This window comes from Xanthomonas sp. WHRI 1810A (assembly GCF_040202885.1).
Classification (GTDB): domain Bacteria; phylum Pseudomonadota; class Gammaproteobacteria; order Pseudomonadales; family Pseudomonadaceae; genus Aquipseudomonas.
The window spans coordinates 147,669-172,972 of record NZ_JBEGED010000001.1; the positions used below are offsets into that span (position 1 = coordinate 147,669).

At 61.6% G+C, this 25,304-nt stretch carries 20 protein-coding genes; 7 read left to right on the plus strand and 13 right to left on the minus strand.

Annotated elements, in window-relative coordinates:
* Positions 1–12 precede the first annotated feature (12 nt).
* From ABQX22_RS00655 to ABQX22_RS00675, 5 genes are all read right to left on the minus strand, one after another.
* The gene (locus ABQX22_RS00655) at positions 13–3,576 is read right to left on the minus strand and encodes a tetratricopeptide repeat protein (RefSeq protein WP_349795486.1); all 3,564 of its coding nucleotides are present in this window, start codon (positions 3,574–3,576) and stop codon (positions 13–15) included.
* Entirely contained in the window at positions 3,554–4,429 is an 876-nt protein-coding gene (locus tag ABQX22_RS00660) for an endo alpha-1,4 polygalactosaminidase (protein ID WP_349795488.1), read from the minus strand. The genes ABQX22_RS00655 and ABQX22_RS00660 overlap by 23 nt, the downstream gene beginning before the upstream one ends.
* A gap of 20 nt (positions 4,430–4,449) precedes the next feature.
* Positions 4,450–5,406 (minus strand): NAD-dependent epimerase/dehydratase family protein, encoded by a 957-nt coding sequence (locus ABQX22_RS00665; protein WP_349795490.1) that lies wholly within the window; start codon positions 5,404–5,406, stop codon positions 4,450–4,452.
* A 333-nt stretch (positions 5,407–5,739) separates the two neighbouring features.
* Complete coding sequence (locus ABQX22_RS00670) at positions 5,740–6,066, minus strand: ArsR/SmtB family transcription factor (protein WP_349795491.1); 327 nt, start codon at positions 6,064–6,066, stop codon at positions 5,740–5,742.
* Between the two features lie 55 nt (positions 6,067–6,121).
* The gene (locus ABQX22_RS00675) at positions 6,122–7,246 is read right to left on the minus strand and encodes an alkene reductase (RefSeq protein ID WP_349795493.1); all 1,125 of its coding nucleotides are present in this window, start codon (positions 7,244–7,246) and stop codon (positions 6,122–6,124) included.
* A 682-nt stretch (positions 7,247–7,928) separates the two neighbouring features.
* Between ABQX22_RS00675 and ABQX22_RS00680 the strand changes: the two genes are divergently transcribed.
* The 5 genes from ABQX22_RS00680 (at position 7,929) to ABQX22_RS00700 (ending at position 14,623) form a co-directional block, all read left to right on the plus strand.
* Positions 7,929–8,576, plus strand: coding sequence for a gluconate 2-dehydrogenase subunit 3 family protein (locus ABQX22_RS00680; protein ID WP_349795495.1), 648 nt, complete (start codon positions 7,929–7,931; stop codon positions 8,574–8,576).
* A gap of 36 nt (positions 8,577–8,612) precedes the next feature.
* Positions 8,613–10,382, plus strand: coding sequence for a GMC family oxidoreductase (locus ABQX22_RS00685; protein ID WP_349795497.1), 1,770 nt, complete (start codon positions 8,613–8,615; stop codon positions 10,380–10,382).
* A gap of 11 nt (positions 10,383–10,393) precedes the next feature.
* On the plus strand, positions 10,394–11,755 hold the full coding sequence (locus ABQX22_RS00690; RefSeq protein ID WP_349795499.1) for a c-type cytochrome: 1,362 nt from the start codon (positions 10,394–10,396) through the stop codon (positions 11,753–11,755).
* 194 nt (positions 11,756–11,949) lie between these two features.
* A complete protein-coding gene (locus ABQX22_RS00695; RefSeq protein WP_349795501.1) occupies positions 11,950–13,803 on the plus strand; it encodes an ABC transporter ATP-binding protein in 1,854 nt (617 codons plus the stop codon).
* Positions 13,804–13,807: 4 nt separating this feature from the next.
* The gene (locus tag ABQX22_RS00700; RefSeq protein ID WP_349795503.1) at positions 13,808–14,623 is read left to right on the plus strand and encodes a hypothetical protein; all 816 of its coding nucleotides are present in this window, start codon (positions 13,808–13,810) and stop codon (positions 14,621–14,623) included.
* Positions 14,624–14,722: 99 nt separating this feature from the next.
* Here ABQX22_RS00700 and ABQX22_RS00705 read toward each other — a convergent pair whose 3' ends face one another.
* Positions 14,723–15,919 carry an MFS transporter gene (locus tag ABQX22_RS00705; RefSeq protein ID WP_349795505.1) on the minus strand — a complete coding sequence of 399 codons (1,197 nt, stop codon included), beginning with the start codon at positions 15,917–15,919 and terminating at the stop codon, positions 14,723–14,725.
* Between the two features lie 147 nt (positions 15,920–16,066).
* Here ABQX22_RS00705 and ABQX22_RS00710 point away from each other — a divergent pair, with 147 nt between their 5' ends.
* Positions 16,067–16,966 (plus strand): LysR family transcriptional regulator, encoded by a 900-nt coding sequence (locus tag ABQX22_RS00710; RefSeq protein ID WP_349795507.1) that lies wholly within the window; start codon positions 16,067–16,069, stop codon positions 16,964–16,966.
* A gap of 232 nt (positions 16,967–17,198) precedes the next feature.
* Here ABQX22_RS00710 and ABQX22_RS00715 read toward each other — a convergent pair whose 3' ends face one another.
* Both ABQX22_RS00715 and ABQX22_RS00720 read right to left on the minus strand, forming a co-directional pair.
* Positions 17,199–19,160, minus strand: a complete 1,962-nt coding sequence (locus ABQX22_RS00715; protein WP_349795509.1) for a methyl-accepting chemotaxis protein — start codon at positions 19,158–19,160, stop codon at positions 17,199–17,201.
* Between the two features lie 570 nt (positions 19,161–19,730).
* Positions 19,731–20,429, minus strand: a complete 699-nt coding sequence (locus ABQX22_RS00720; protein ID WP_349795511.1) for a hypothetical protein — start codon at positions 20,427–20,429, stop codon at positions 19,731–19,733.
* Positions 20,430–20,576: 147 nt separating this feature from the next.
* Here ABQX22_RS00720 and ABQX22_RS00725 point away from each other — a divergent pair, with 147 nt between their 5' ends.
* Entirely contained in the window at positions 20,577–20,825 is a 249-nt protein-coding gene (locus tag ABQX22_RS00725) for a hypothetical protein (protein ID WP_349795513.1), read from the plus strand.
* A 29-nt stretch (positions 20,826–20,854) separates the two neighbouring features.
* On the opposite strand, the gene ABQX22_RS00730 is transcribed toward ABQX22_RS00725, so the two are convergent.
* The 5 genes from ABQX22_RS00730 to ABQX22_RS00750 all read right to left on the minus strand — a co-directional run bounded on the left by ABQX22_RS00730 (position 20,855) and on the right by ABQX22_RS00750 (position 25,304).
* On the minus strand, positions 20,855–21,001 hold the full coding sequence (locus ABQX22_RS00730) for a hypothetical protein (protein WP_349795515.1): 147 nt from the start codon (positions 20,999–21,001) through the stop codon (positions 20,855–20,857).
* Between the two features lie 122 nt (positions 21,002–21,123).
* On the minus strand, positions 21,124–22,476 hold the full coding sequence (locus ABQX22_RS00735; RefSeq protein WP_349795517.1) for an APC family permease: 1,353 nt from the start codon (positions 22,474–22,476) through the stop codon (positions 21,124–21,126).
* A 202-nt stretch (positions 22,477–22,678) separates the two neighbouring features.
* A complete protein-coding gene (locus ABQX22_RS00740; RefSeq protein WP_349795519.1) occupies positions 22,679–23,857 on the minus strand; it encodes a hypothetical protein in 1,179 nt (392 codons plus the stop codon).
* A gap of 13 nt (positions 23,858–23,870) precedes the next feature.
* On the minus strand, positions 23,871–24,599 hold the full coding sequence (locus tag ABQX22_RS00745; RefSeq protein WP_349795521.1) for an amino acid ABC transporter ATP-binding protein: 729 nt from the start codon (positions 24,597–24,599) through the stop codon (positions 23,871–23,873).
* Between the two features lie 12 nt (positions 24,600–24,611).
* On the minus strand, positions 24,612–25,304 hold the full coding sequence (locus ABQX22_RS00750) for an amino acid ABC transporter permease (protein ID WP_349795523.1): 693 nt from the start codon (positions 25,302–25,304) through the stop codon (positions 24,612–24,614).

Genomic DNA, 25,304 nt, shown 5'->3' on the forward strand with positions numbered 1-25,304 from the left:
ATGGGGGCTGGGTCAGTCGCCCAGACGCACGCTGTAACTGATGTTGAGCACACCGCCGGCCTTGCCATCGGCCCCTTGGGGCGCCGACTGGTAACCCAGTTTCAGCGCCAGTTCGTCACCGCCCAGCACGCCGACGCCGACACCGCCGGCGACGCCGTAGTTGAAGGTCTGGTCTTCCCACTGCCAGCCGGCATTGGTGTCCAGCAGCCAGCTGAAGCCCGGCTGGGTACGGGCCAGCGCGCCGGGACTGCCACGCCGCCAGGTACTGCCGACGAACACCTGGCCGTATCGCGCCTGGAGCAAATCCTGAGGCGTAACAACGCCGGGGATCGCCGTGGTATACGAATCCACATCCAGCGCGCCACCGTCACGGCTGCTCAGGCCATCCAGCGTGCGACCGGACAATTGGTTGCGTTGGTAATCGACGCCGGTGCGCACCGCCCAGTGGGGTGAGGCCTGTTCCAGCACATGGTTGAGCACCACGCTGACGGCCTGTCCGTTGCCGAGGCTGTCGCCTTCACGGGTACTGAAATGCTTCTGGCCGACCCGCCAGCTCAGCTCGTCACGGGCGGTGATGGCGTGGCGGCCGCCGGCGTACAGCTGGTCACGCTGGCCGAAGGTGCGCATCAGGCCGGTTTCTTCGCTCTGCCGATGCCAGTCCAGCCCCGCTTCCAACTGCTGGCCCGGCGCGAGCAGCCAGGTTCGGGCCAGGCCCAGGCCCGTGCGGTCATGGTCATCGCGCAGGCTTGCGTCGAGGATCAGGGCGTAACGTCCATCGTCGACGCCATGCTCCAGGGTCGCCAGCAGGTTGTGTTCCTGACCCAACCGCCCGGACAGCAGCTGGTCGCTTTGATAACGCCCTTCGCTGAGCGTCACGTCGGCATAACTTTGTTCGCCGAACAGCAGGCCGACCCGCGCCACCGCGCCGTCGATGCGCAGGCCACCGAAGTCCTGACGCTTCCAGCCCAGTTGCGCGCCCTGGGGGTGCGCCGCTTCCAGTTGCACAGCCTGTTCGCGCAAGGCATCCGCCGCCTGATCGCTTCCCGCCAGGGCCCAGGCCTCGGCGTTGACCTGCCGCGCCGCACCGGGGCGACCGAGTCGGGCGAGCATGTCGGCGCGCTGCCCGGCCGGCAAATCGGCGCGCGCCAGCAGCGGTTCCAATTCGCTTTGCACGGCGCCACGGATCGCCTGTTGCAGACCCTCACCGGGGTCGACCTTGAGCCCGCTTTGCCGCGCCCAGGTCAGCCACTCGTCCCGCGAACTGCCCGCACCACTGGCCGCCAGACTGGCCAGTTGCTGGTCGAACCACAGTTGCAGCATCGCCGGCGAGCCGTCCTGCCATTGCCAGGCCTGACGCTCCGCCCTCACCGGCGACACGCCGTTGGCCAGCAGCCGCAGCCAGGTTTGCAGACAACTGGTGCATTGGCGATCAAGCTTGGGCGGGGTCCGCAACAGGGTCCGGCGCCAGCGCCAGGCCGTGTCCTGATAACCGGCGGCGTCCAGTGCGTCGGCGTAGGCAGCCTGGGCCAGCCAATTCTTTGGCTGCTGGCGCGCGGCGCGACGGTACCAGGCCAGGGCAGCGGGCAGGTTGCCGAGGGCGCTTTGGGCACTGGCCATCGGCAGCCAGAGCAGCGGATCGGCCAAGGCCGCTTCGCGCCATTCGGCCACCCGCGGTGCCAGTTCGGCGAGGTTGCGCTGATCCAAGTACACCCAGAGCAACTGTTCACGCAGCAGGCTGTTCTCGGGAAATGCGACGAGTCCTTCGCGGTACACGCGGGCGGCGTCGTCCGGGCGACCGTCGTGGCTCGCCAGGGCACCGCGAGCCAAAACGTACTGCAGCTGCAGCGGCAGTTCCCGGTGCTGATCCGCCTCATCCAGCAGTTGGCGAAGTTGCTGCCAGTCGCGCTGTTCAAGGGTCACTTGCAAGGCCAGCAGCAGGCTGTCCCGGGCAGGTGCCTGGCGCCAACCGTCAAGCGCCAGCTGCAATGCACGGGCAGGGTCGCGCTGACGGTAATCATCCACCAGCACGCTGCGATCACCCGCCGGCAATCGGCCGTCCAGCGCCAGCAGTCGCTCCAGCGCCTCACGCAGGTGCTCACGATCACCCAGCGCCCAGGCCACGCTGGCGCGGCTGCGCCAAAAGCGCCGGTCGTCGATGGCGTGGGGGTCGGTCTGCAACGCGGTCCAGGCACCCTGGGGATTATTGCCGCGCAGGTGAGCATCGGCCCAAGCCACGCGCTGCGCCGGGGTCAGGCCAAAGCGCTGCTGGATCTGCGCCCAGACGTCGGCCTGGGCGCTGTCGAGTGTGCGCGCTTGAAGATTGGCGAGTAATGCCTGCCACGCCTCACGCTGTGTGGGGTAACGGCGCAGATAATCACGCAGCCAGCGCTCGGCCTCGCCCGGTTGTTGCGCGCGGGCATAGCCGTAAAGCAAGCCGTTCATCTCGTCCGCGCTCAAGGGCCGCGCGGTGCTGATCGGTGCCAGGAGGCTGATCGCCTGCGCGTTATCATCGAGCAGCAAGGCCAGGCGCCAGGCTTGCTCGCGGCTGTGTTCATCGCCTGTGCGTTGCCACAAGGCCAGCCACAAACGCAGGGCCTCGGCCTTGGCGCCGACCCATTCCCCGACCTCGGCGACCCGACGCAGCAGCGCCATGTCATCCGGCTGCGCGGCGACCAGCGCCTGGCCACTGGCCCAGGCGCCGGGCAGGTCGTTTGCCGCCAGGTGCAGTTCGAATACCTTGAGCGCAAGCGCCGGGTTGTCCGGCTGCACGCTGCGCCAGTGATCGAGCAACGCCTGGGCGCTGTCGTAGTGCTGGTGTGCGATGGCCACGGCGACGCCTTGCTCCAGCAGCCCGATGTCAGTGGCATCCAGCAGCGCCAGGTGTGCGCGCAGCAGCGTCACCCCGCGCTCCCCCTGATCGGCCGCCACATACTGGGCAAACGCTTGTTGCAGGTAGTCGCGGGCCTGGGCCGGATCGGCGCTGGACTGAACCAGCGCCGCATACACGTCCGCCGCCTGGGCCGGGTCCCCCGCCGCCACCGCCCACTGGGCCTGGCTGGCCAACCACTGCGGCCGTTGCGCAGGATCACGCTGGGCCAAGTGTGCGTAGGTGGTCGCCGCACTCCCCGGCGAGGCCCTTTGCAACTGGACCTGCGCCAGACTGGCCAGCTGCGGCGGCGAAAGACGGCTGATGTCCAAAGCATCCAGGCGCGTCAGGACAGGTAACGGATCGGCACCGGGGGCCAGCGACAGCGCGTCGATGCGGGCCAGGTAATAGGCTTGCACGGCCGGCTCCGGCTGCGGCCAGGCCTGGACATGACTGCGCGCGGCGGCATAGTCACCCAACGTCAGCAACTGCTCGACCAGGCGCAGGCGCAGCTCATCGTCGCCGGGGTGGGCGTTCAGCAACAGCTGGGCGTAGTTAAGCGACACCTGGTCCGGCTCGCGGTCGCCAGGGGCAAACACCTTTTCGTCCTGGAACGTGAACCACAGCAGGCCGCCCAGTGCGCCAGTCACCACCAGCACCGCCCACGGATTGAGCAGACGGGTTTTGCTATTGGCAGAGGGCGTTGGCACGAAGCTGCACCTCATCGAGGTCCAGATGGTTGAACTGTGGGGTGCTGACCACGGCAATGAACCCTTCACGGCACAAGCGCCGACTCAGTTCACGGGCTTGAGGGCCCTGCTCGGGAGGCAGGTATTCAATCGCAATCAAGGGGACGCCCTGCGCTTTGTAGGGCGCGAGCTTGGCCATCAGCCAGTCGCGGTCCTCGGGTGGCACCGGGCGATACTGCTGGCGACCGGCGTCCCAGCCCGCGTGGATCGACTCGACGGCGATGGCCGCCGCGACACCGGGCAGTGCTGGCAGGACCTCGAAGCCGCGGTTGAAGATCAGTTTCAAATCCGGGAAACGGCTGTGCAGCGCCTGTATCCAGCTGATCAGCGCCTGGCGCTGCTCCTCGCGCCGGGCCGCCGGTTGCAGCTGAAAGCTGTCCAGCGTGTCGAGAAACAGCCCGGCATAGCCCTGGTCCTGATAACGCTGGGCGCGGTTGAACAAATAAGTGCGCCAGGCCGGGGCCGTCAGGTCCATGACCTGGCTGCCCCAGGCGTGGTTACGCTGGTCACTGGCCGCGCTGCTCAGCCCGGCGGCTTCAAGCGACGCGGCATCGCCGGCCAGCTCCCCCACCGACAGATAGGCAAACGGCGTCCCGCCCGCAGCGCGCAACGTCTGCACGTCGGCCGGCTGCAAGTGCCCAGGCTCAAGGACCGCCCATTGATAGTGGGCCAGGCCGGCCAAGGGAGGTTTCGCCGCGTACCAGAAGGCCACGCTGGTGGGCGCAGCCGCTTGGGCACCGGCGCTGGCAAGCAGCGCAAGGGCGGTGAACCATCGCGCAGTCAGGCGACGTCGAGGGGTGTAATGGGTGAGCATGTTGGCTGTCCGTAGCGTGCTTAGAGGCTTTCCAGCAACCGCGCCAGGCCGACCTGAATGTCGGTCGGCTCGGGCAGCCAGGCTTGGTCGAGGAGGCGCTGGTGATTGGCACGGGAGTGGCGAATGTCACCCTCGCGCGCCGCCAGGTAAGTGACGTTCATGGCCTGCCCGGCAGCGCTGCCGAGCGCCTCGATCAATTGATTGAGACTGATTGATCGGCCCAGGCCAACGTTGATCGCCCCCAGGGGCGGCTGCACCGTCGCGACCGCCTGCGCCAGCACGGTGACCAGATCGCCGACGTAGACGAAATCGCGGGTCTGCTCGCCGTCGCCGAACACCGAGACCGGCAGGTGTTGCCGTGCCCGCTGAGCAAAGATGCTGATGACCCCGGAGTACGGCGAAGACGGGTCCTGGCGCGGCCCGAATATATTGAAAAAACGCAGGACCACGGGCTCCAGGCCATGCTGGCGGCGGTAGAAGTCCAGGTAATACTCGCTCGACAGCTTGTCCGCCGCGTACGGCGTCAATGGCGCCTTGGGCGTGTCTTCGTGAATCGCGGTGCCCTCGCCATTGTTGCCGTACACCGCCGCGCTGGACGCGAACACCACGCGCTTGACACTCAGCTGGGCCATGGCCTGGCAAACATTCAGGGTGCCGACGAAATTGCTTTGATGGGTGCCCGCCGGGTCGTCCACCGAAGCTTGCACCGACGCCACGGCCGCCAGATGCACAACCGCCTGGCAGTCCTGCATGGTGGCCAGCACCTGGCCAAAATCAGCGACATCGCCCTCCATCACTTGCAACGCCGGGTGCTCGCTGGGCAGGTTGCCGCGCTTGCCGGTGGAAAAGTTGTCCAGCACCCGCACCCGGTGGCCCGCCAGCAGCAAGCGATCGACCAGGTGCGAACCAATAAAACCGGCGCCGCCAGTCACGAGGATACGGGGAGCAAGCGTTGCGTCAGCGGTAACCAGCGGCATCGGAAAATCCTGTTTTCACCGTCCGCACTCCGCTCAAGCGGTATAGGCCTGGAGGCCCCAGCGGGATGGACAGCGAGAAGAGCGTGAGGGATGACTCACAGCGGCCAGAATGGAGCCGCTGGGTACACAATCAAGTAGTGGCACAATGATAGTGTCAATGTTTCGGTTTAGCTAGAGCACCTGACGATTGGCGCACGCCCGTATGTCTTTTTTTTGACGATCAACCGGTTGCTCTTGTTTGCGCGCTGTGGTCGACCGAAAGGTGAAGGCCAAAAAAAATCTGGAATCCCGCGTCGTGGGGCTTCCAGATTTTTTTCATCGGGACGGGTGCTGTTACCTGGCAATGTCCACGTCCAGCTCACCCAGCAGACCGGACATGGCGGCGGCCACCTGCGCTTCATCGCGTTTGTAGTAGGTCCATTTACCGACCTTGGTCGCTTTCACGAACCCCAGGTCATGCAAGGCCTTCAAGCAAAGCGACGTGGCAGGCTGGGCAAGGCCCGCCTTGTCCTGGATCAAGCTGGCGCACACCCCGTAGACGCTGAAGTCGTACAGCTGGGTGTAGCCCTCGAACGAGGTGTGCGGGTCTTTCAGCCAGGTCAGCACTGTTCGTCTGACTGGACTGGCCAATACCTTGAGCGTCTCGTTCAAATCCGTCATTGGGCACTCTTTTCCTCAGCAGGCAGGGACAGGCCCCGCCGTTAAAGGGCGCATCTTATGCCGGGCTGGCCGGATAGTCGATGTAACCCAGACGTCCGCCGCCATAAAGGGTCGCCGGGTTCACAGGATTGAGGGGCAGCCCGTGCTGGAAGCGGTTCGGCAAGTCAGGGTTGGCGATGAACGTGCGACCGAATCCGAACAAATCGCCATAGCCCTTGGCAAGCATGGCCTTGGCTTTCTCTTCGGTGTAGCGCCCGGCATACATGATGGGATTGTCGAAGGTCTCGCGCAGCGCCTGGCGGAAGGTTTCGGGCAAGTCGGGGCTGTTGTCCCAGTCCGCTTCGGCAATGGAGAGGTAACCAATGGCCAATTCGTTGAGCATTGCCGCGGCCTGAACGTAGGTGTCGTGGGGGTCTTTCTCCACCAGCCCCAGGTACACGCGCTCCTCGGTGGTGGTTTCGAACAACGGCGCGAATCGCACGGCCACCCGTTCGCTGCCGAAGACACTGATGACGGCTTGTGTCACCTCACGCAAAAAGCGCAGACGATTGGTCAGCGAACCGCCGTATTCGTCCGTGCGTTGGTTGGTGTGCTCGGAGATGAACTGATTGAGCAGATACCCGTTGGCGGAATGCAATTCCACGCCGTCGAAACCCGCTTGCTTCGCGTTCACCGCAGCCACCCGATACAGCTCCACCAGATCCTTCACCTCGGCCGTGGTCAGCGCCCGTGGCATGCTCGGATCCGCCAACGCGCCCGCGTCCGGCCCGGTCTCGATAAAGACTTTGACCGCCGTCGCCTGCAGAGCGGACGGGGCTACGGGTGGCTGGTTATCCGGTTGCAGGCTGGTGTGCGAGACACGACCCACATGCCAGAGCTGGCAGAAAATCACGCCCCCTTCCTGATGAACAGCCTGCGTCACCGCCTTCCAGCCTTCGATTTGCTCCTGGCTGTAAATCCCGGGTGTCCACGCGTAACCCTGGCCACGCGGCTCGATCTGAGTGCCTTCGGTTATCATAAACCCCGCCGTGGCGCGCTGACGGTAATACGTGGCCATCAGCTCATTCGGGATGTCACCCGGCTGGCTGCTGCGCGAACGCGTCAGTGGCGGCAGCGCAACGCGATTTCTGAGGGTAAGGCCGCCCAATGACAGCGGTTGAAACAGGCTTGAATCGATCATGACTATGCGCAGCTCTTGGAGTCGGAAAGCAACACATTAACATATTCGAATATGTTAATACGTTTACTGATCATGATTTCCGGGAGCCAGGTAACAGATCGGGTTTGAATGCCCAATTCCTCTTCATGCAGCCGCGACACCGTAACGCATTGACAGGGCTCGTGATGTTAATTGTTACCTGTTGTGAAAATTTGTTAGCATGCCCGCCCGTGATGAGCAGACGATACCCAAGTATCGCGCCTCAAACTGTGCTGGATGAACCGCTGTTCATGCAGCCGCGCCTATGCAAACGAATCACAATGAGAGCAACCCTCGAGGTCTGCCAGCCCTGTTCCTGATTGCGCCCCGGCGCCTGAGACGCTCGCGAGTTGTACGTCGTCGGCCACGTATCCCTGTTACGTCGCCCGCGACAGGCTGGAATAACCCCAGCCATCGCTTTGCGTTGAAACCAATCGGAACCTGAAAACGCCGCCGTGCACGTCCTTCAATCGAAGGCGAATCCGGCTGCGCGCTATCCGCGTTCGCTACAGGTTGCGCAGTACGCCGAGGTTTTCGATTTCCGAAATGGCGCCGTCCGGGGTTTTCTTGTGAGTAGTCAAGGGGCCTCTACATGTTGTTGAACAAACCAACCTCACGAAGGAAGTTTCTGCTTTCTTCGCTGATAGCGTTACCGGCGATAGGCGTGGCCATACAGGGCCTGAGCGCTGCGCAAGCGGCGGAGATGGTGGCGCCGAAGCTTGAAGAGTATCGACCGACCTTTTTCAGCGCCGCTGAATGGGCATTCATCATGGCGGCGTGCGACCGCATCATCCCTGCCGGCGGCCGTGGCCCTGGCGCGCTTGAAACCAACGTGCCGATCTTTATCGATCAGCAGCTGGCCAGCGATCTGGGCAGCGAGATCTATCTGGAAGGCCCGTTCGAGGTCAATGCACCTGCGGAAATGGGGTATCAGATCCCGTACCGGCCGCAGGACATCTACCAGAAGGGCATCCACTGCGTTGATGCCTATTGCCAGGACAAGCATGGCAAGCACTTCGCGGCGCTGGACGACGCGACCAAAGACGACGTGCTCAAACAGCTGCAGAAGGGTGAAGTGAACTTCAAGCCTCTGGGCGAAGACGTGCTCAAGGCCAAGCAGTTTTTCGGCGAGGTGTTGAACCACACCAAGCAAGGCTATCTCTCCGACCCCATCTACGGCGGCAACAAGGGCATGAAAGCCTGGATCGCCATCGGCTTCCCCGGTGCCCGCGCCAGTTATGTGGAATGGGTGACACAGCACAACGTCAAGTATCCCCTCGGGCCCGTCAGCATCAGCGGCCTGCGCGGTTGATACCCACCGGTCAGCGTCTGGAGAATCAGGTTTTTTATGGCAAATATTACGAATGACGAAGTCGACGTAGTCGTCGTCGGCCTCGGCTGGGCCGGCTCGTTGATGAGCATCGAACTGGCTCAGGCCGGATTGAAAGTCCGCGCGCTGGAGCGTGGTGAAGATCGCAACAACAAGGACTTCGCCTATCCAAAGCCCGCGGATCAATACGCCTACGGCATACGCAACAAGATCATGGCAACGCCCAAGGCGGCGGCCATGACCGTTCGCCACACCGCCAACGATGTCGCGCTGCCGACGCGCAAATGGGGCGCCTTCGAACCGGGCACCGGTGTCGGCGGCTCAGGGCTGCACTGGACGGGTGTATTGATTCGTCCTACGCCCACCGATATCAAACTCAAGACTTTTGCGGACCAGGCGTATGCGCCCGGCATTCTGCAGGAAGACATGCGCATCGGTGACTACCCCTTCACCTGGGAAGAAATCGAACCGTTCCTGGACAAGTTCGACAAGATCTGCGGCCTGTCCGGCAACACCGGCAACCTGCAGGGGCGCATCATCCCCGGCGGTGACCCGTTCGAAGGGCCACGCTCCAGCGCTTTCCCGCTGCCGCCGCTGCAAGATACGCTCAACACCAAGATGTTTGCCGAGGTCGCTACCCGGCTGGGCTACCACCCGTTCCCGAACCCGTCGGCGAACGTGTCCCAGGCCTGGACCAACCCTTACGGCAACCAGATCGCACCGTGCAATTACTGCGGTTATTGCAGCAAATACCCGTGCCTGAACTACTCGAAAGCGTCGCCGCAAACGGCCGTGCTGGATTCGCTCAAGCGCCTGGAGAACTTCTCCTATCGGGTCAACGCCAACGTCTTGAAAGTCGAGCTGCACCCGGACGGCAAGACCGCCAAGGGTGTTACCTACGCAGACGCTGACGGCAATCTGGTGTTCCAGCCGGCCGGCATCGTGATCCTGGCGGGCTTTCAGTTCGTCAACGTGCGCCTGATGCTGCTGTCCGGCATCGGCAAGCCATATGACCCGATCACCGAAACCGGCACGGTGGGCCGCAATTACGCCTTCCTCAGCAACGGCGGTTCGACCCTGTTCTTCAAGGACAAGGCGTTCAACCCGTTCGCCACGGCGGGCGCCACCGGCCAGATGTTCAACGACATCTCTCCGGGCAACTACGACGGCGCAAAACTGGGTTTCATTGGCGGCGCCAAGATTCACAGTTCGCAGGCCACCGGTGCACCGATCGGCACGTCCCTGCCGACAGGCACGCCAGATTGGGGCATGGGCTGGAAAGAAGGCATGCAGGATTGGTATGGCCGCTCGATGAAGGTCAGCATCACCACCAGTTGCCAGTCTTATCGCGGTCACTACGTGGACCTGGACCCGACGTACAAGGATCCCTGGGGCCTGCCGTTGCTGCGCATCACCTTCGACTGGAAACAGAATGAGCTGAAGCTGCAGCAGCACCTGCGCAACATTGTGCTGAACATCACCAAGGAACTGGGCCCGGACAGCTACAGCGAGAGCTTCCTGGCGATGGATTCCCATTGGGACATCACCAAGTACGTGTCCACCCACAACGTGGGCGGCGCGGTCATGGGCGACGATCCGAAAACCACGGCGCTCAACCGCTACCTGCAGAGCTGGGACGTGCATAACGTCTTCGTGCCGGGCGGCAATGCGTTCCCGCAGAACTTCCAGGCTAACCCCACGTCGATGATCGGCGCCCTCACCCTGTTCTCGGCCAAGGCCATCGTGGAGCAGTACATCAAAAACCCTGGCCCGCTGGTGCAGGCATGAGGAGCGCGAACATGACATCCAAACCTCGCTCCCGGCTGCTGGTGTTGCTGGTGATCTGTGTGGTGCTGGCGCTGTTGGCCTGGCTGCTCAGCGTGTTCCTCAATCGCTCGGGCGATGCCGACGCAAAGATGACCCAGGCCATCACGCCTGAACTCATCAGCAAGGGCGCTTACCTGGCGCGCGCCGGGGATTGCGTGGCGTGCCACACCACTCACGACGGCAAAGCCTTCGCCGGCGGCCGTGGCATTGCGTCGCCCATCGGGACTATTTACGCCACCAACATCACGCCTGACAAAGACACCGGTATTGGTGACTGGACCTACGGCGACTTCGAACGGGCCGTGCGCCGTGGCGTGGGGCATGACGGCAGCGCGCTGTATCCGGCGATGCCGTTCCCCTCGTATGCCAAGGTCTCTGATGACGATACGCAAGCGCTGTACGCGTATTTCATGAAAGGTGTGGAGCCGGTCAAACAGGCGAATCTGGCCAACGGTATTCCGTGGCCGTTGTCGATTCGCTGGCCGCTGGCGTATTGGCGCACCCTGTTCTCGCCGACACCTGAACAGACCCCGTCACCGGTTGCCGGTACTGATCCGCAGCTCGCGCGCGGTGCGTATCTGGTGCAAGGCCTGGGTCACTGCGGTTCGTGCCACACGCCTCGTGCGTTGACCATGCAGGAAAAGGGGCTGACTGAAAAAGACCCTGACTACCTGACTGGCGCCCTGCTCAATGAGTGGGCAGTGCCGGCCCTTCGCGGTGTCGGCCACTGGTCGCAGGAAGAGCTGGTGGATTACCTGGGTTCGGGTCGCAACGACAAGGCCTCGGTGGCCGGCGAGATGACCGACGTCGTCGCCAACAGCACCTCGCACATGAGCGATGAAGATCTGCACGCCATGGCTGTTTATCTGAAGTCGCTCGCTGACGGCAAGGCTGTTCCTGCGCATGATGCTGCACGCAGCGCCGCCACGGCCGCCAAGTTGACCGCCGCCAAGGACCTGACCCTGGGTGAGCGCCTGTACCTGGACAACTGTGGCGCCTGCCACTTCGTCAAAGGTGAAGGCGCTTCACGGATCTTCCCGCGTCTGGACGGTGCGTCGATCATCAACGCAGAAAACCCGACAGCGCTGGTCCACATGATTCTCGCCGGCGCACAAACGCCGTCCACCGCCAGAGCCCCGTCCATCCTGCCGATGCCGGGCTTTGCGGCACGGATGAACGATGCGGAAGTCGCCGAACTGGCCACCTTCCTGCGTCAGGGCTGGTCCAACAACGCGCCTGCCGTGTCTGCCGATCTGGTGCAGGAGGTTCGCAAGGCGCTTGCCGACGAACACCCGGTCGTGCAGAAAAAACTGGAGGCCAGTAACGAACAGTGATCGGCTTGAGGTTTTAAAGCCGTTCCGGAAGCCCGCCTTGTGCGGGCTTTCTTGTTTCAGGGTGCTCCGAATCACTGGCGGACAGTCAGGGGTTACCGCGCGGGTGCACGGCGACTGACCGTGACCGCCTAAAAAACCCTCCAGACATTCGTTAAATGCCAGAATCGCCCCACTGGATTGTTTTGGAGATCACCATGCTTCGCGCGTTTGAACAATGGCTCGACCCCTTCCCGCCCGATGAGGTACCGCCGCCGCCCGACGGCCTGGCACGGTTTATCTGGGCCTGCACGCGGGGTGCCCGCGGTTACATACTGGCGCTGGCGCTGCTCAGTGCCGGTGTGTCGATTTACGAAGCCTGGCTGTTTTCGTTTCTCGGGCAGGTCGTGGACCTGCTCTCCACCTGGCAGGCCGGTGGTGAAGCAGCTGCGCAGGAAAGCCGTGTGCTGTGGGGCATCGGCGCGGTGCTGCTGACCAGCATTGCACTGGTTGCGTTGCGCACGATGGTGCAGCACCAGGTGCTGGCGATCAATCTGCCGTTGCGGCTGCGGTGGGATTTCCACCGGCTGATGCTGCGCCAGAGCCTGTCGTTCTTCTCCGATGAGTTCTCCGGCCGGGTCACCACCAAGGTGATGCAGACCGCGCTGTCGGTGCGCGAAGTGCTGTTCACCCTGATCGAGATCGCACCCGGGATCGGCGTGTATTTCATTGCGATCATCGCGCTGGCGGGTGGCTTCGACTGGAAGCTGATGCTGCCCTTCATTGCGTGGGTGGCGTTGTTCGGTCTGGCCATGCTGTATTTTGTGCCGCGCCTGGGGAAAGTCGGGCAGGAACAAGCCAACGCGCGGTCATCGATGACCGGGCGTATCTCGGATGCCTACACCAACATCACCACCGTGAAACTGTTCTCCCATTCCAAGCGTGAAGCCCACTTTGCCCGCGCGGCGATGGAAGATTTCAAGATCACCGGCTTGCGCCAGATGCGCCTGGTCAGCCAGTTCGAAATCGTGAACCAGGCCTTGGTGGTCGCATTGATCATGGGCGCGGGTGGCTATGCCTTGTGGCTGTGGCACCAGGGCGAAGTCGGCACCGGCGCAGTGGCGGCGATTACCGCCATGGCGTTACGCATCAATGGCATGTCCCACTGGATCATGTGGCAGATGACCTCGCTGTTCGAGAACATCGGCACCGTGCAGGATGGGATGGAGACCCTGGCCCGAGGCCCCAAGGTGCAGGATGCGCCTGACGCCAGCGCGCTGGTGACCCAGGGCGGCGCCGTGACCTTCGACAATGTGAGCTTCAATTACAACGGCGAACGCCAGGTGCTCGACGCCCTGAGCCTGACCATCCGCCCCGGCGAAAAAATCGGGCTGGTGGGTCGCTCCGGGGCCGGCAAGTCCACGCTGATCAATCTGCTATTGCGCTTCTATGACGTGGACAAGGGTGAAATTCGCATCGACGGGCAAAACATCGCGCACGTCACCCAGGACAGCCTGCGCAGCGCCATCGGCATGGTCACGCAGGACACCTCCCTGCTGCACCGGTCCATTCGCGACAACATTGCCTATGGGCGACCCGATGCCACCGACGCGCAAATCCGCAGCGCCGCGGCCAATGCCCAGGCCGATGGGTTCATCAGCCAATTGAGCGACAAGCAAGGCCACTCCGGCTACGACACCCTGGTGGGTGAGCGTGGCATCAAGCTGTCGGGCGGCCAGCGTCAACGCGTCGCCATTGCCCGGGTGATGCTCAAGAACGCTCCGATCCTGTTGCTGGACGAGGCCACCAGCGCGCTGGATTCAGAAGTCGAAGTGGCCATTCAGGAAAGCCTCGATGAAATGATGCAGGGCAAGACCGTGATCGCCATCGCCCACCGGCTGTCCACGATTGCGGCGATGGATCGGCTCATCGTCATGGACGATGGACGCATCATCGAACAAGGCACCCACAGCGAATTGCTCGCCAAAAACGGCACCTACGCGCGGTTGTGGCACCACCAGAGCGGCGGGTTTCTGGGGGAGGATCAGGGCGTGGCCGAGGCCATGGAATAGGCACATGCGTGGACGGTTTAGCAGCCGTCCCTCTTCAACTGTGGCGTATTACTGCATGAACGTCTTCTACCTCAAGTTACTCGTCACCCCCGTGCTCATGCTGGCCATCTCGTTGGCGGCCAAACGCTGGGGTACTGCCATCGGTGGACTGCTCTCCGGACTGCCCATCACCTCGGCACTGGTCATGCTGTTTCTCAGCCTTGAGCAAGGCCCCGAGTTTGCGTCGAAAGCAGTGCCTGGCGCATTGGCCGGGCTGGCGGCGATTCAAGCGACCTACCTGTTTTACTTCCTCGCCACCCGACGCGTCTCAGCCGTGACCGGGTGCATCGCCGCCTTGGCGGTTTACGGCGCATCAGCCTTTTTGATCAGCCTGGCGGGGTCGCTGGTGCTGTCGATCCTGGCCACGCTTGCGCTGATTGTCGTGATCATCGTCGCCACTTCAAAACAGATGCAGACCCCCGCAGCCCCCTACGTTCCGTTGCCGCACTGGGCCATTCCGTTGCGCATGTTGACGGCCACCCTCCTGCTGTTGGCCATCACCGCAAGCGCCACCTGGCTTGGGCCGGTGATCAGCGGGCTCCTGGCGCCGATCCCGGTGATCGCCTGGCCGCTTGCCGTGTTCGCCCACGTCCAAAGCGGGCGCCACGAACTGGCCGCGATCATCCGCGGCAACGCCATTGGCGCGGTCGGGGTGGTCGGCTTTTACCTGACGCTCAAGGTTTCGATTGTGCAATGGGGCGTGCCTGTGTCTATCACGTTGGCGGTCTTGCTGGCGGTGGTGATAACGGCGGGGCTGGCGCGGTTGTTGGGGAAGCGGTAGGTGTTTATTCGTGGCGGTTGATGGCCAATAGCTTCCGGTTGCCCCGGAAAGAATTGGCCATAAAACGATTGGTCTTAGTACTTCATCATTTGGCGCAGTTTATCTCGCGGACGCAGGAAAGCCATGACGCCTCGCTACCCATACAACAATCAGTGCTGCGACCAGCAAAACCAGCAGCGCGGGCGAGAATGCCGCTACGCCAAGGCGATCCAGCAGCACGCCGCCTATTATGCCGCCGGCCGCGATCGCCACATTCCAGGCAGTGACCAGCATTGACTGCGCCACGTCGGCCGAGTCCCCCGCGGTGTTGGCGAGGGCGGTCTGGAACAGCGTTGCCGCGCCGCCAAAGGCCAAGCCCCAGGTGGCCACCGCACTATAAACCAAGGTAGGTACATCAGCGGCTACGCCGAGAGCCATTGCCGCCAGGCCGAATAGGGCCGTGCTGGTGAGCGTCAACGTGCGCAGATGGCGGTCGATCAGCACGCCGATGATGCAGATACCCATCAGACATGCGACACCGAATACCAGCAGAACCAAACCTGTCCGCTCTTCCATGCCTGCCGCCGCCAAGAACGAAGCAATGTAGGTATAGAGAATATTGTGAGCCAGCACGAAGGCGAGGACCACGAACAACACCGGGCGCACGCCGGCCAGGGTGAAAACATGGCTCAGGGACGATCTATTGCCCGCTGCCTGCCCAGCAAAGTCCGGAACCTTGATGCGCACCCACAGCATGAGCCCCAATGCCAGAGCGCTCATGATGCCGAAGCAAGCCCGCCAACCTATCAGGTCGCCAAGAAATGTGCCGGCCGGCACGCCGAGTGACAGCGCCATTGGCGTGCCCACCATCGCGATAGCAATCGCTCGGCCTTTCTGGTGTTCGGGCACCATGCGCGCGGCATAGCCAGCCAGCAGTGCCCAAAGCAGCCCGGCCGAAACGCCCGCCAGGAAGCGTGCAACCATCGTCACCCCATAGCTGCCGGAAAACAGGGTCACGGTATTGGCGATCGCGAAACCCGCGATGGCTGCCAGCAACAGCGGGCGCCGGCGCATCCCCCGCGTGGCGGCAGTCAAGGGGATCGCTGCCGCCAGAGAGCCGATGGCATAGAGGGTGACGAGCTGTCCGGCCAGCGCCTCGGAGACTCGGAGGCTGACGCTGATCTGAGGCAGCAGGCCTGCCGGCAAGGCTTCAGTCAGGACAGTAACAAAGCCTGCCAACGCTAAGGCCAGCAGCGAAGAGATGGGGAGAGATGCGTTTTGCGTGTCGTTGTCGAGGGACATTGTCGAATCTGCCATCGCCTTTCCTTTTAGGTCTCGATAACGCTCGCGGAATGCCGCGTCAGCGAGACTGAATATGCGCAGGCATACTGAAGGCAATCCCGTTATAAGATAATGAGGCTGGTGTTCCACACATACCGGACAATTTTTCTTAGATGGGATCATATGGAAACACTCAGCGGTATAGCGTTCTTCGTGCAGGCAGCGGAAACCCGTAGTTTTTCCGAAGCCGCGCGAACCCTCGGCGTCTCCTCCTCGGCCGTAGGAAAGAGCGTGTCTCGACTGGAAAAGCGACTGGGCGTGAGCTTGTTCCACCGCAGTACACGCAGCATCACGCTGACCGCCGAGGGTGCGTTATTCCTGGAACGCTGCCGTCGCATCTTGAGCGAAGTAGAGGCGGCCGAACTGGAGCTGTCCGAAACTCAGCAAACGCCCAAGGGCCGGCTGCGAATCAGCCTGCCGCTGGTTGGAATGCTGGTGATGCCCGCCCTGACTGCCTTCATGCACCGTTACCCGAGCATCGAACTGGACGTTGATTTCTCAGATCGTCTGGTGGACGTAATAGAGGAGGGTTTCGACGTCGTTATCCGTACCGGCGAACCGACCGATTCGCGCCTCATGTCGCGTCAGCTCGGTATCTATCACCTGGGACTGTTTGCCTCGCCGGACTATTTAGCGAGCCGCGGGACGCCCAGTATTCCTGCTGATCTGGCGTACCACGCTTGCCTTCAGCACAAGTTCCCGACTACTGGAAAGATTGAGCCGTGGCCCTTGAAGCGTGTCGGGGACACGCCTGAGTGGACGATGCCAACCTCTATGGTGTGCAACACCACCGCGGCGCTAATGGATGTGGCCATCTCCGGCCTGGGAATTGCGTGCCTACCGGACTTTATGGTGCGGCGGCCCGTTGAGCGGGGCGAACTGGTTTGCGTGCTGGAAACGCAAGTCGAGCACGAGGGCACGTTCCGGCTGCTATGGCCGTCGAGCAAGCACCTGGCCCCCAAGCTTCGTGTGTTCATCGACTTCATGGTTGAAACGCTTTTCACGCGCATGGCCGTGGCGTGAAAAAAGGCTCGGACACATATCGGTGGGGCGAGTTGTCCAGGACGAAAAATCTACCGTCTGCGCTGGCGGCATACGAGCGAGTTCTGGTTCGTAAGACATTTTCCAATTTATACCTGCGCAACTCAGAGAAGATCAGGCTTCCCGACTACGAATCAGTCCCTGACAGCGACACTTCAAGCGGCACCTAAACCGTAGGTGCCGTTTGACTGACCTGCAGGCGAAATCTGCTCTCTTACAGTTTGAAACGCGAAACCACCGTACGCAGCTCCCCCGCCAGCAACGAAAGCTCTTGCGCGGTCACCGCGTTGTCCTCTATCCCCTCCATCAGCGCCACACTGCCGTTACGAATCTCGGTCACGTTGCGATTGATATCTTCCGAGACGGCGTGCTGCTGAACTGCCGCGCTGGCGATCTGGGTGTTCATGCCGACGATCTGCTCAACGCCATCGTTGATGGCGTCCAGGCTGGTGGCGGCCTGGTCGGCGGACTCGATGCATTCCTGGGCGCGCAGCTTGCCCGCTTTCATTTGCTCGACGGCATCACCCGTCGCCAGTTGCAGCTCCTGGATAATCCGGCGGATCTCTTCGGTTGAGTTCTGCGTCCGTGAAGCGAGGGTTCGGACCTCGTCGGCGACCACCGCGAAACCTCGACCCTGCTCGCCTGCGCGGGCCGCTTCAATGGCGGCGTTCAACGCCAGCAGGTTAGTTTGGTCGGCGATGTTGCGGATCACCTCGATGACGCCGCCGATCTGCTGACTGTGCTGCGCAAGCGCCGAGACCTTTTGCGCGCTGCGATCCACTTCGTCCGCCAGGGCTTCGATGGTGACGCGGGTTTCCTGCATCTTCGCAAGGCCGGCGCTGGAGGACTGGCTGGCGTGCTCGGCGGCATGGGCCGCACCCTCGGTGTTTTGCGCCACGTCCGCCACGCTGGTGGTCATTTCGTTGATGGCGGTGGCGACCTGTTCGGTTTCGCTTTGCTGGGTGCTCATCGAGCGCTTGGCCCGGTCAATCGACATGCCTATTCGGTCAGCCGCATCGGAGACCGACTGTGAACTGCGCTCGACCTGGACAAGCGAGGCGCTAAAGGCTTGCACCATATGGTTAAGGCCATTGCCGACGTCGGCCAACTCGTCCTTGCCGCGGACTTGAACGCGCACGCTCAGGTCGCCCTGCGCAATGAGCTGAGTGGCAGTCAACACCTCGTTCACGCTGCGGCGCATCGCGCTGTAGATGCCGCAGAACACATACACCAGCAACACGCCCAGAACCGCAAACATGCCCAGAATGAAGAGCCGTTCCGAGATTTTTTGCTCAACCCGGCGCTCAAGTGCATTCAGCAGCGCGTCTTGCAGGGTGTCTTGCGCCTTGTACAAGTCAGCCACGACCGCATTGCCCTTGGCCGGCAAGTTCTGCACGCCGGTGATGATGTCACTCGGTGACCCGATCAACACTTCGAGATCGGCCCGGAAGCCGTCCAGACCCGAGAATGCACTGTTGATCGGTGCCTGAATAACCTCGGCCAGAGCGGGTTCTCTTCGACTCAACAGCGTCAGACTTTGCTGAAGTTCTTTGTGGATAAGTAACTCATTTTTGAGCATCGACCTGATGACGCTGCGTTGACCGGCACTCAGGGTTTCACCCTCGTGCAGCCCGTTGGACAGCCCGCGCAATTGACCGACGATATTGATTTGCCCTGGCAGCCTCAAGGTGCTCTGGTCGATCATGAACAGCGATGCGTAATCTTCATCCAATACCATGCCCGACGTGGCTGATATGTAGTACATGAAGTTCAACGTCTCGGTCAGTTGGTCGTTCCAATCGTCGAACATGTCGCTTTGGTCGGCGTTGGCCTTCGCACGCTCGATCAAGCGCTGCGCCCCGGCATGCAGGCGCTGTACGCGGTCACCGGTTTGCAACTGCGTACTGTATTGCAGGTCGGTGGCGGCCAGTTTCGAAAAGGCGTCCTCCAACTTCGACTGATTGGCCGATAAATCGGCTTGCCCGGTTTTATCACCGCTGAGCAAGCGATTGGTCAGTGCACGCTGCATCATCGACAAGCGCAGTATCGGCGTCACGTCCATTAGATAACGTTGGCCCAACTGTTCTGAACGGGTGACCTCAAGGCTTTCGTTGATCTGATGGATGACGCGCGAACCCAGCAGAATCAGAGGGATTAAAACGATTAGGGCAAGCACACCGAATTTGACAGGGAATCGTAATCGGTTAGCCAGGTGTACGGCAGGAGCAAGGATATTCATACAGTTCTCACAGCCCGGAATGGGACAGTTTGTAGTGGGTATGTGGTTGAGAACCTCCATTTCTCAAGTGCCTGGCTCTGCTGGCTCATTAGGCTCATTAGGCTCATTACGTTTTTTTACGTCATTGAACGTTCAGATATCGTGTCGGCAATGAGATTGAGAACTTTATATAAAATTGTACAGAAACTTATTTTTGTACAAGTTTGAAACGTTTTGAGTGCAATAGTGTCGCAGTGACATCACTCGATTCAGGTCGTGGTTAAAGGCCGCGCGGTGGGGCGAAAGTTGAACGAAACGGCAGTGGATGGCTAAGCGTTGAAACGACTCATCCACGTGATCAAGCGGGATGCCAAACGTTATGGCCTGGGACAGGCCACGCTTTTTTGGGGACAAGTCTGAGCCGCGAGTTCACGTGGCTCAGACCAGAGAGTGGGTGAGAGGATGTTGAATGACTGCCGAAACTGGCCAAGCGACAGGGGTTTATCGCCAATCCTGTAAGACGGGCAATTACTCGTTCAGGTCCTTGACCAGATAGCTGCCCACGATGTGAGCAATGCCTGTCAGCGCCGTACGCAGCGTCTCCGGTTCGGTGCGATAGCGCAATGGCGTGTAACCATAGCTGTTCGCGCCGTTGAAGGGGGTGATCGGCTCATTGCGTTGCCAGATCAATTCCTGACCGCGTTTCATCACGCCGCTTACTGCAATCGTCGGGTACACCACGCTGCTGAAGCCTTGAGTCAGAGAGAACCCCCAGTTGAGGATGGTCAACTCAATCTGCGCATCGGCCTGTTCGTCCTGACCGACGATCTTGAAACGCCCTGTAGCGGCCAGTTGTTCTTCGAAACTCTTTTTGACCAACGCCCCCAGATTGATATCGGCGGTCTCCATGTTGTAAAGAATGACATCCACCGTCGACATGGAGGCCAGGTCGCCTGCCTTCATGCCCGCAACAAACCCCGCGCCACCCAAAGCAGCCTTGCCCAGACTTGACGCACCCGCCGCCATCCCGACACCGGCACCCACGCCTGCACCCAAAGCCGCGCCCCATGCCTGTTCGCGCCCCATGTAAGTCATTTCTCGGGGTTTCCACGACACTGCAAGAATCTTCACCGTGTGTATCTGGGTACGGTATTCGGGCTTGAACTTCTGGTGGGCACATCCAGCGAGAACGATAACGGCAAACAACAGGACAGCGATCTTCTTCATGAACCACTCGCGATATATAAGGAATACGCGAAGTTTGTCGTCACCTCCGCAGAATCCTGAAGAGGAAAAAGAAGCAGGAACGGCTCATGGAGTCGCCGTGCTCGTTCTCGTTATAGCTGGCGGGGTCAAGGGTGAGGAATTCTCTGGGTGGATTATGAAAACGCTATCGCGATGCACCCAGTGGTGACCAGTAATCCTGAGGAGCAGCGAACCGCGCGTCTGGCGTCGTCCCGTCTCCCGGACAAACGCATCTCCTACGGCTGCATCAACATCCCGGCGGACTTCTACCGCAACTACGTCAGCCCGGCTTTCCGCGGCACCAATGGCGTGGTGTACGTGCTGCCCGAAACCCGTCCGAATGCGAGCGTGTTTACCGCTTACTATCAGGTCAGGTAGCGCCTGCGCCGGGCCTGGGCCTACCACCCTTATTTGCTGTCGCCGTCCTTGTTCTGCATTTGGACGGACGACTGGCTGCCATCGTTGTTGGCCTTGGTCTTGTTGTCCGAATTGTCAAAACAACCGGGCAACACGAGGATGCTGCATAACAGCAGGCACACATTGAATACTTTCATGACGTTCTCCGATTTGAAGTGGATTCCCTACAAGCGTAGATCCTTGGCCCGACTCTATCCTCCAGCCGTGGGTGACTCATGCGACCCGGTGAATCGTTTGCCGTTCCTCCCGGCGCAAGCTGTTACTTCGGTACCTCGGGGGTGACATCGGCCAGCGCCGGATCAACCGGGCGCATGCCGCCTGCTCGAGTGACGGCATAGAGCACGACCCCAACCAGCACCATGGCGCCAGCCCGCAGCCACGTATCGAGGCTTTGCTGGCTCAACAACAGCAGACACGATGCGACGGCCAGCACGGGCACCCAGGTCGGCACCCTGAAATGGGGCGTCTGGACGTTGTCTCTGCGCAGCACCAGTACGGCGAGGTTGGTGCTGATGAACACAAACAGCAGCAGTAAAACCACCGTCTGCGCCAGGGTCGCCAACGACCCGGTCAGGGTCAGAATGACGGCCATCAATGTGGTGACGATGATGGCCACCGCCGGCGTGCGCCGTTCAGGCAGTACGTAGGCCAGCGTTGCCGGCAGCAGCCCTTGGCACGCCATGCCGTACGCCAGTCGGCTGGACATGATCATCGTCAGCAGCGCGCCATTGGCCACGGCGACGAGTGCGATAAAGGCGAACATCTGAGGAGGAATCCCCAGGCCAGAGGCTTTGACCACCTCAAGCAGCGGCGCCGACGAGGCCACCAACTGCTCAACGGGCATGACCGTGGCAGCCGCCACCGCCACCCCCATGTAGATCGCGCCGGCAATAAGCAACGCCCCGAACAACGCGCGCGGATAGGTTTTGCGCACGTCGCGAATCTCTTCGGCCAGATTGGCTGACGTCTCGAAACCGACGAAGGAATAGAACGCAAGCAGCGCAGCGCTTAACACCGCGACCGCAGGGTTGACCCCTGACTTGAAGGTGAGCGCCCTGCCTGGTTCGAATTCATGCGTTTGAAAAAACCAGGCGGCGGCAAACATGACCAGCAGCAAACCCGACACCTCGATCAGCGTCATGACCAGATTCGCCGACAGCGACTCCTTGATACCGCGCGCATTCAACAGCGCAATCACCCCGAGAAACACCAGGGCCGCGACGTGGGGTGGAACATCGATGAAGAGTGAAAGGTAATCGCCTGCGAACGCGAGAGACAGGCCGGCGGCGCTGGTCACGCCGGCCGCCAGCATGCAAAAGCCGATCAGGAACGAGACCAGCGGGGATTTGAAAGCCTTGCCGGCAAACACGGCCGAGGCGCCGGCATGCGGGTACTTGGTCACCAACTCCGCGTACGAACCGGCGGTGAGCAAGGCAAAGCACAACGCTATCAGCAGCGGCACCCAGATCGCACCGCCCACCTCCCCCGCAATGGTGCCGGCCAGCGCGTACACGCCTGCGCCCAGTACATCGCCGAGGATAAACAACAGGAGCATCGGCCCTGTGACGGCGCGCTTGAGCCCGGTTCTTGCCGGTCCTTTTTCACTTTGCATGGTCTGTTCCCTGGGAAGTGCCTCGACAGTGCGCGGACCTGTCGCAATCAGCTGCAACGGGCCCACACGGCTATTAAGGAAGATCACAGGCGCCAGAGAAGATTCAGCGCGTTTTGGTCAGGGCGAGCGTGGCGGACCGCTGTATCGGAGCACGTTCAACGATTTGGCGGCGCGCGCATTCAATTGCCGCCTCCTCCGATCACTAAGTAGCAGTCATTCGGCCGCTGGCGCTCCGGTTCAGCGCTCCAGCGAGACGTGATGCGATGGCGCTGATGTCCAGGTCCTGACAGTGCGCAGTGATGAACTGGGTGCCAACGCGCAAGGCGTAATTGCCAGGCAACGCAGGATCGGCGCACGTGCCCACCAAGATGCCCTTCTGCTCCAATGCGGCCATTGCCACCCGTGCTTCGACATCGGCTGTCATCGGGATGAGAATCTGATGGGTGAATACTTCACCTGCTGCCGGCGCGATGACCGCCACGCCACGCTGACGCAACGCCTGAGCCAAGGATTCGGAATGGGCGCAGATACGTTCGGCGTAGGACCTGCCATTGGCTTGAGCCTCCCGCAGCGTATGCAGGAATGCGGGCAGTTTTCCCGCGTCGTAATTGGCCAGTAGCGCACCGTCGATCAGGTTCGCCAGCCGCTCGCCGTCGGCAGGATGAAGACCTGCGATCAAGCTGTGCGGGCGACCCGGCAGGGTTTTATACGTCGAGCTGGTGAGCACATCCACCCCCAGCGACAGCGGGTTCGGGAAGGTGCCGCCCGCTATAAGACCGGAAACATGAGACGCATCGAAGACAGTCTTCGCGCCCACTTCACGGGCCGCTTCGACCACCGGTCCAAGGTCGTCAGGCTTGATCATCACCGAGCGCCCCAGCATCACCAGTGTGGGGCGGCGTGCGCGGATCTGCTCAGCGGCACGGTGCGCATCCAGTGCGCAGTGGCGGGTATCAAAAGGCAGGTCCTCGACAACCAGTCCAGCCAGCGACGGTGTGCCGCCACGACGTTGACTCAGGTGCCCGCCATGAGCAGCTGCGGGGGCGAGCAGCAGATCACCCGGTTTAGTGAACGCATGAAAGACCGCCAGGTTCGCGATGGTGCAACTGGGCAATCGCGGCTCGGCCCACTGCGCCCCGAACAGGTCACAGATGCGCTCGCGCACCGCCACTTCCAGCCCGGACACCAGATCGGTATCGGGCTGTTCCTTGGAGAAGCTCGGGCCCATTGCCGGGTAGGCGCTGAGTTCAGGGCAGTACGCGCGTTGCGCCGCCTGACTCGGCAGATTGGCACCGGCATACAACATCAAGCGTCCATCGTTGAGGGCCGCTCCCCGAGCAAGTGCCTGCTCAAGCAACCGCTGCTCGTTCAGAATTTCCATGCTGCCGGACTCCTCAATGCACCAGAATTTTTGAAAGGAATTGCTGCGCGCGCTCGCTGCGCGGCTGACCGAAAAAGGCATCCTTGTCGGCGTCTTCGACGATCTCGCCCTGGTCCATGAAGATCACCCGGTTGGCGACCTTGCGGGCAAAGCCCATTTCATGGGTGACCACCATCATGGTCATGCCGTCGCGGGCCAGCTCGACCATCACATCCAGTACTTCGTTGATCATTTCCGGGTCCAGCGCCGAGGTGGGCTCGTCGAACAACATGGCAATCGGGTCCATCGCCAATGCACGGGCGATGGCTACGCGTTGCTGCTGACCACCGGAAAGCTGCCCTGGAAATTTATTGGCGTGGGCCGTCAGCCCGACTCGGTCAAGCAGCGCCATGCCTTTGTTGCGGGCATCGGCTTTAGCGCGTTTCAGCACTTTGACCTGAGCGAGCATGAGGTTCTGGATGATCGACAAATGGGGGAACAGCTCGAAATGCTGAAAGACCATGCCGACTCGCGAGCGCAGCATCGACAGGTTGGTGGCAGTGGCAGCCACGCTGACGCCGTCGATGACTATCTCGCCACTGTCGATCGGCTCAAGGCCGTTCACGGTTTTGATAAGGGTGGATTTGCCAGACCCTGAAGGCCCGCACACCACGACCACTTCGCCCTTGGCGACGGAGGTCGTGCAATGCGAAAGCACTTGGAACTGACCGTAGGATTTGCAGACGTCGCTGATCGTGATCATGGTCGTGCGCTCTTAACGAATAATCGCAACGCGGCGCTGAAGACGGCGCACTGCGTGGGAAGCCAACAGGGAAATCACGAAGTAGACCAGCGCCGCGAAGACATACATCTCCAGCAGGCGGCCATCGCGCTGGGCGATTTTCGCGGTGGCGCCGAGGAAGTCAGTGATGGACAGTACGTACACCAGCGAGGTGTCCTGAAACAGGATGATGGTCTGGGTCAGCATCAGCGGCAGCATGTTGCGCAGCGCCTGAGGCAGTACCACATACAGCAGGCTCTGGCTGCCGGTCAGGCCCAGGGCGTGCGATGCCATCGTCTGCCCCTTGGGCAGCGACTGAATGCCGGAACGGATGATCTCGCAGAAGTAGCAAGCCTCGAACAGCGTGAAGGTGATGACCGACGACCAGAACGGATCAATCCGCATGGGCCGGGACGCGCCCGTCACCCACTGCCCCACATATGGCATCAGGAAATAGAACCAGAAGATCACCAGCACCAGCGGTAACGAACGCAATAGGTTCACATAGCTCGCAGCGATGAAGGATAACGACCGCAAGCGCGACAGACGCATGAGCGCCAGCAACGTCCCGAAGACGATACCGCCAAGCGTGGCAAACAGGGTCAGCGTCAGGGTGAAGGACATCCCCGTGAGGAACAGGTAGGGCAAGGCATTGATGACCGCCTGCAAGTCGAATCCGCTCAACAT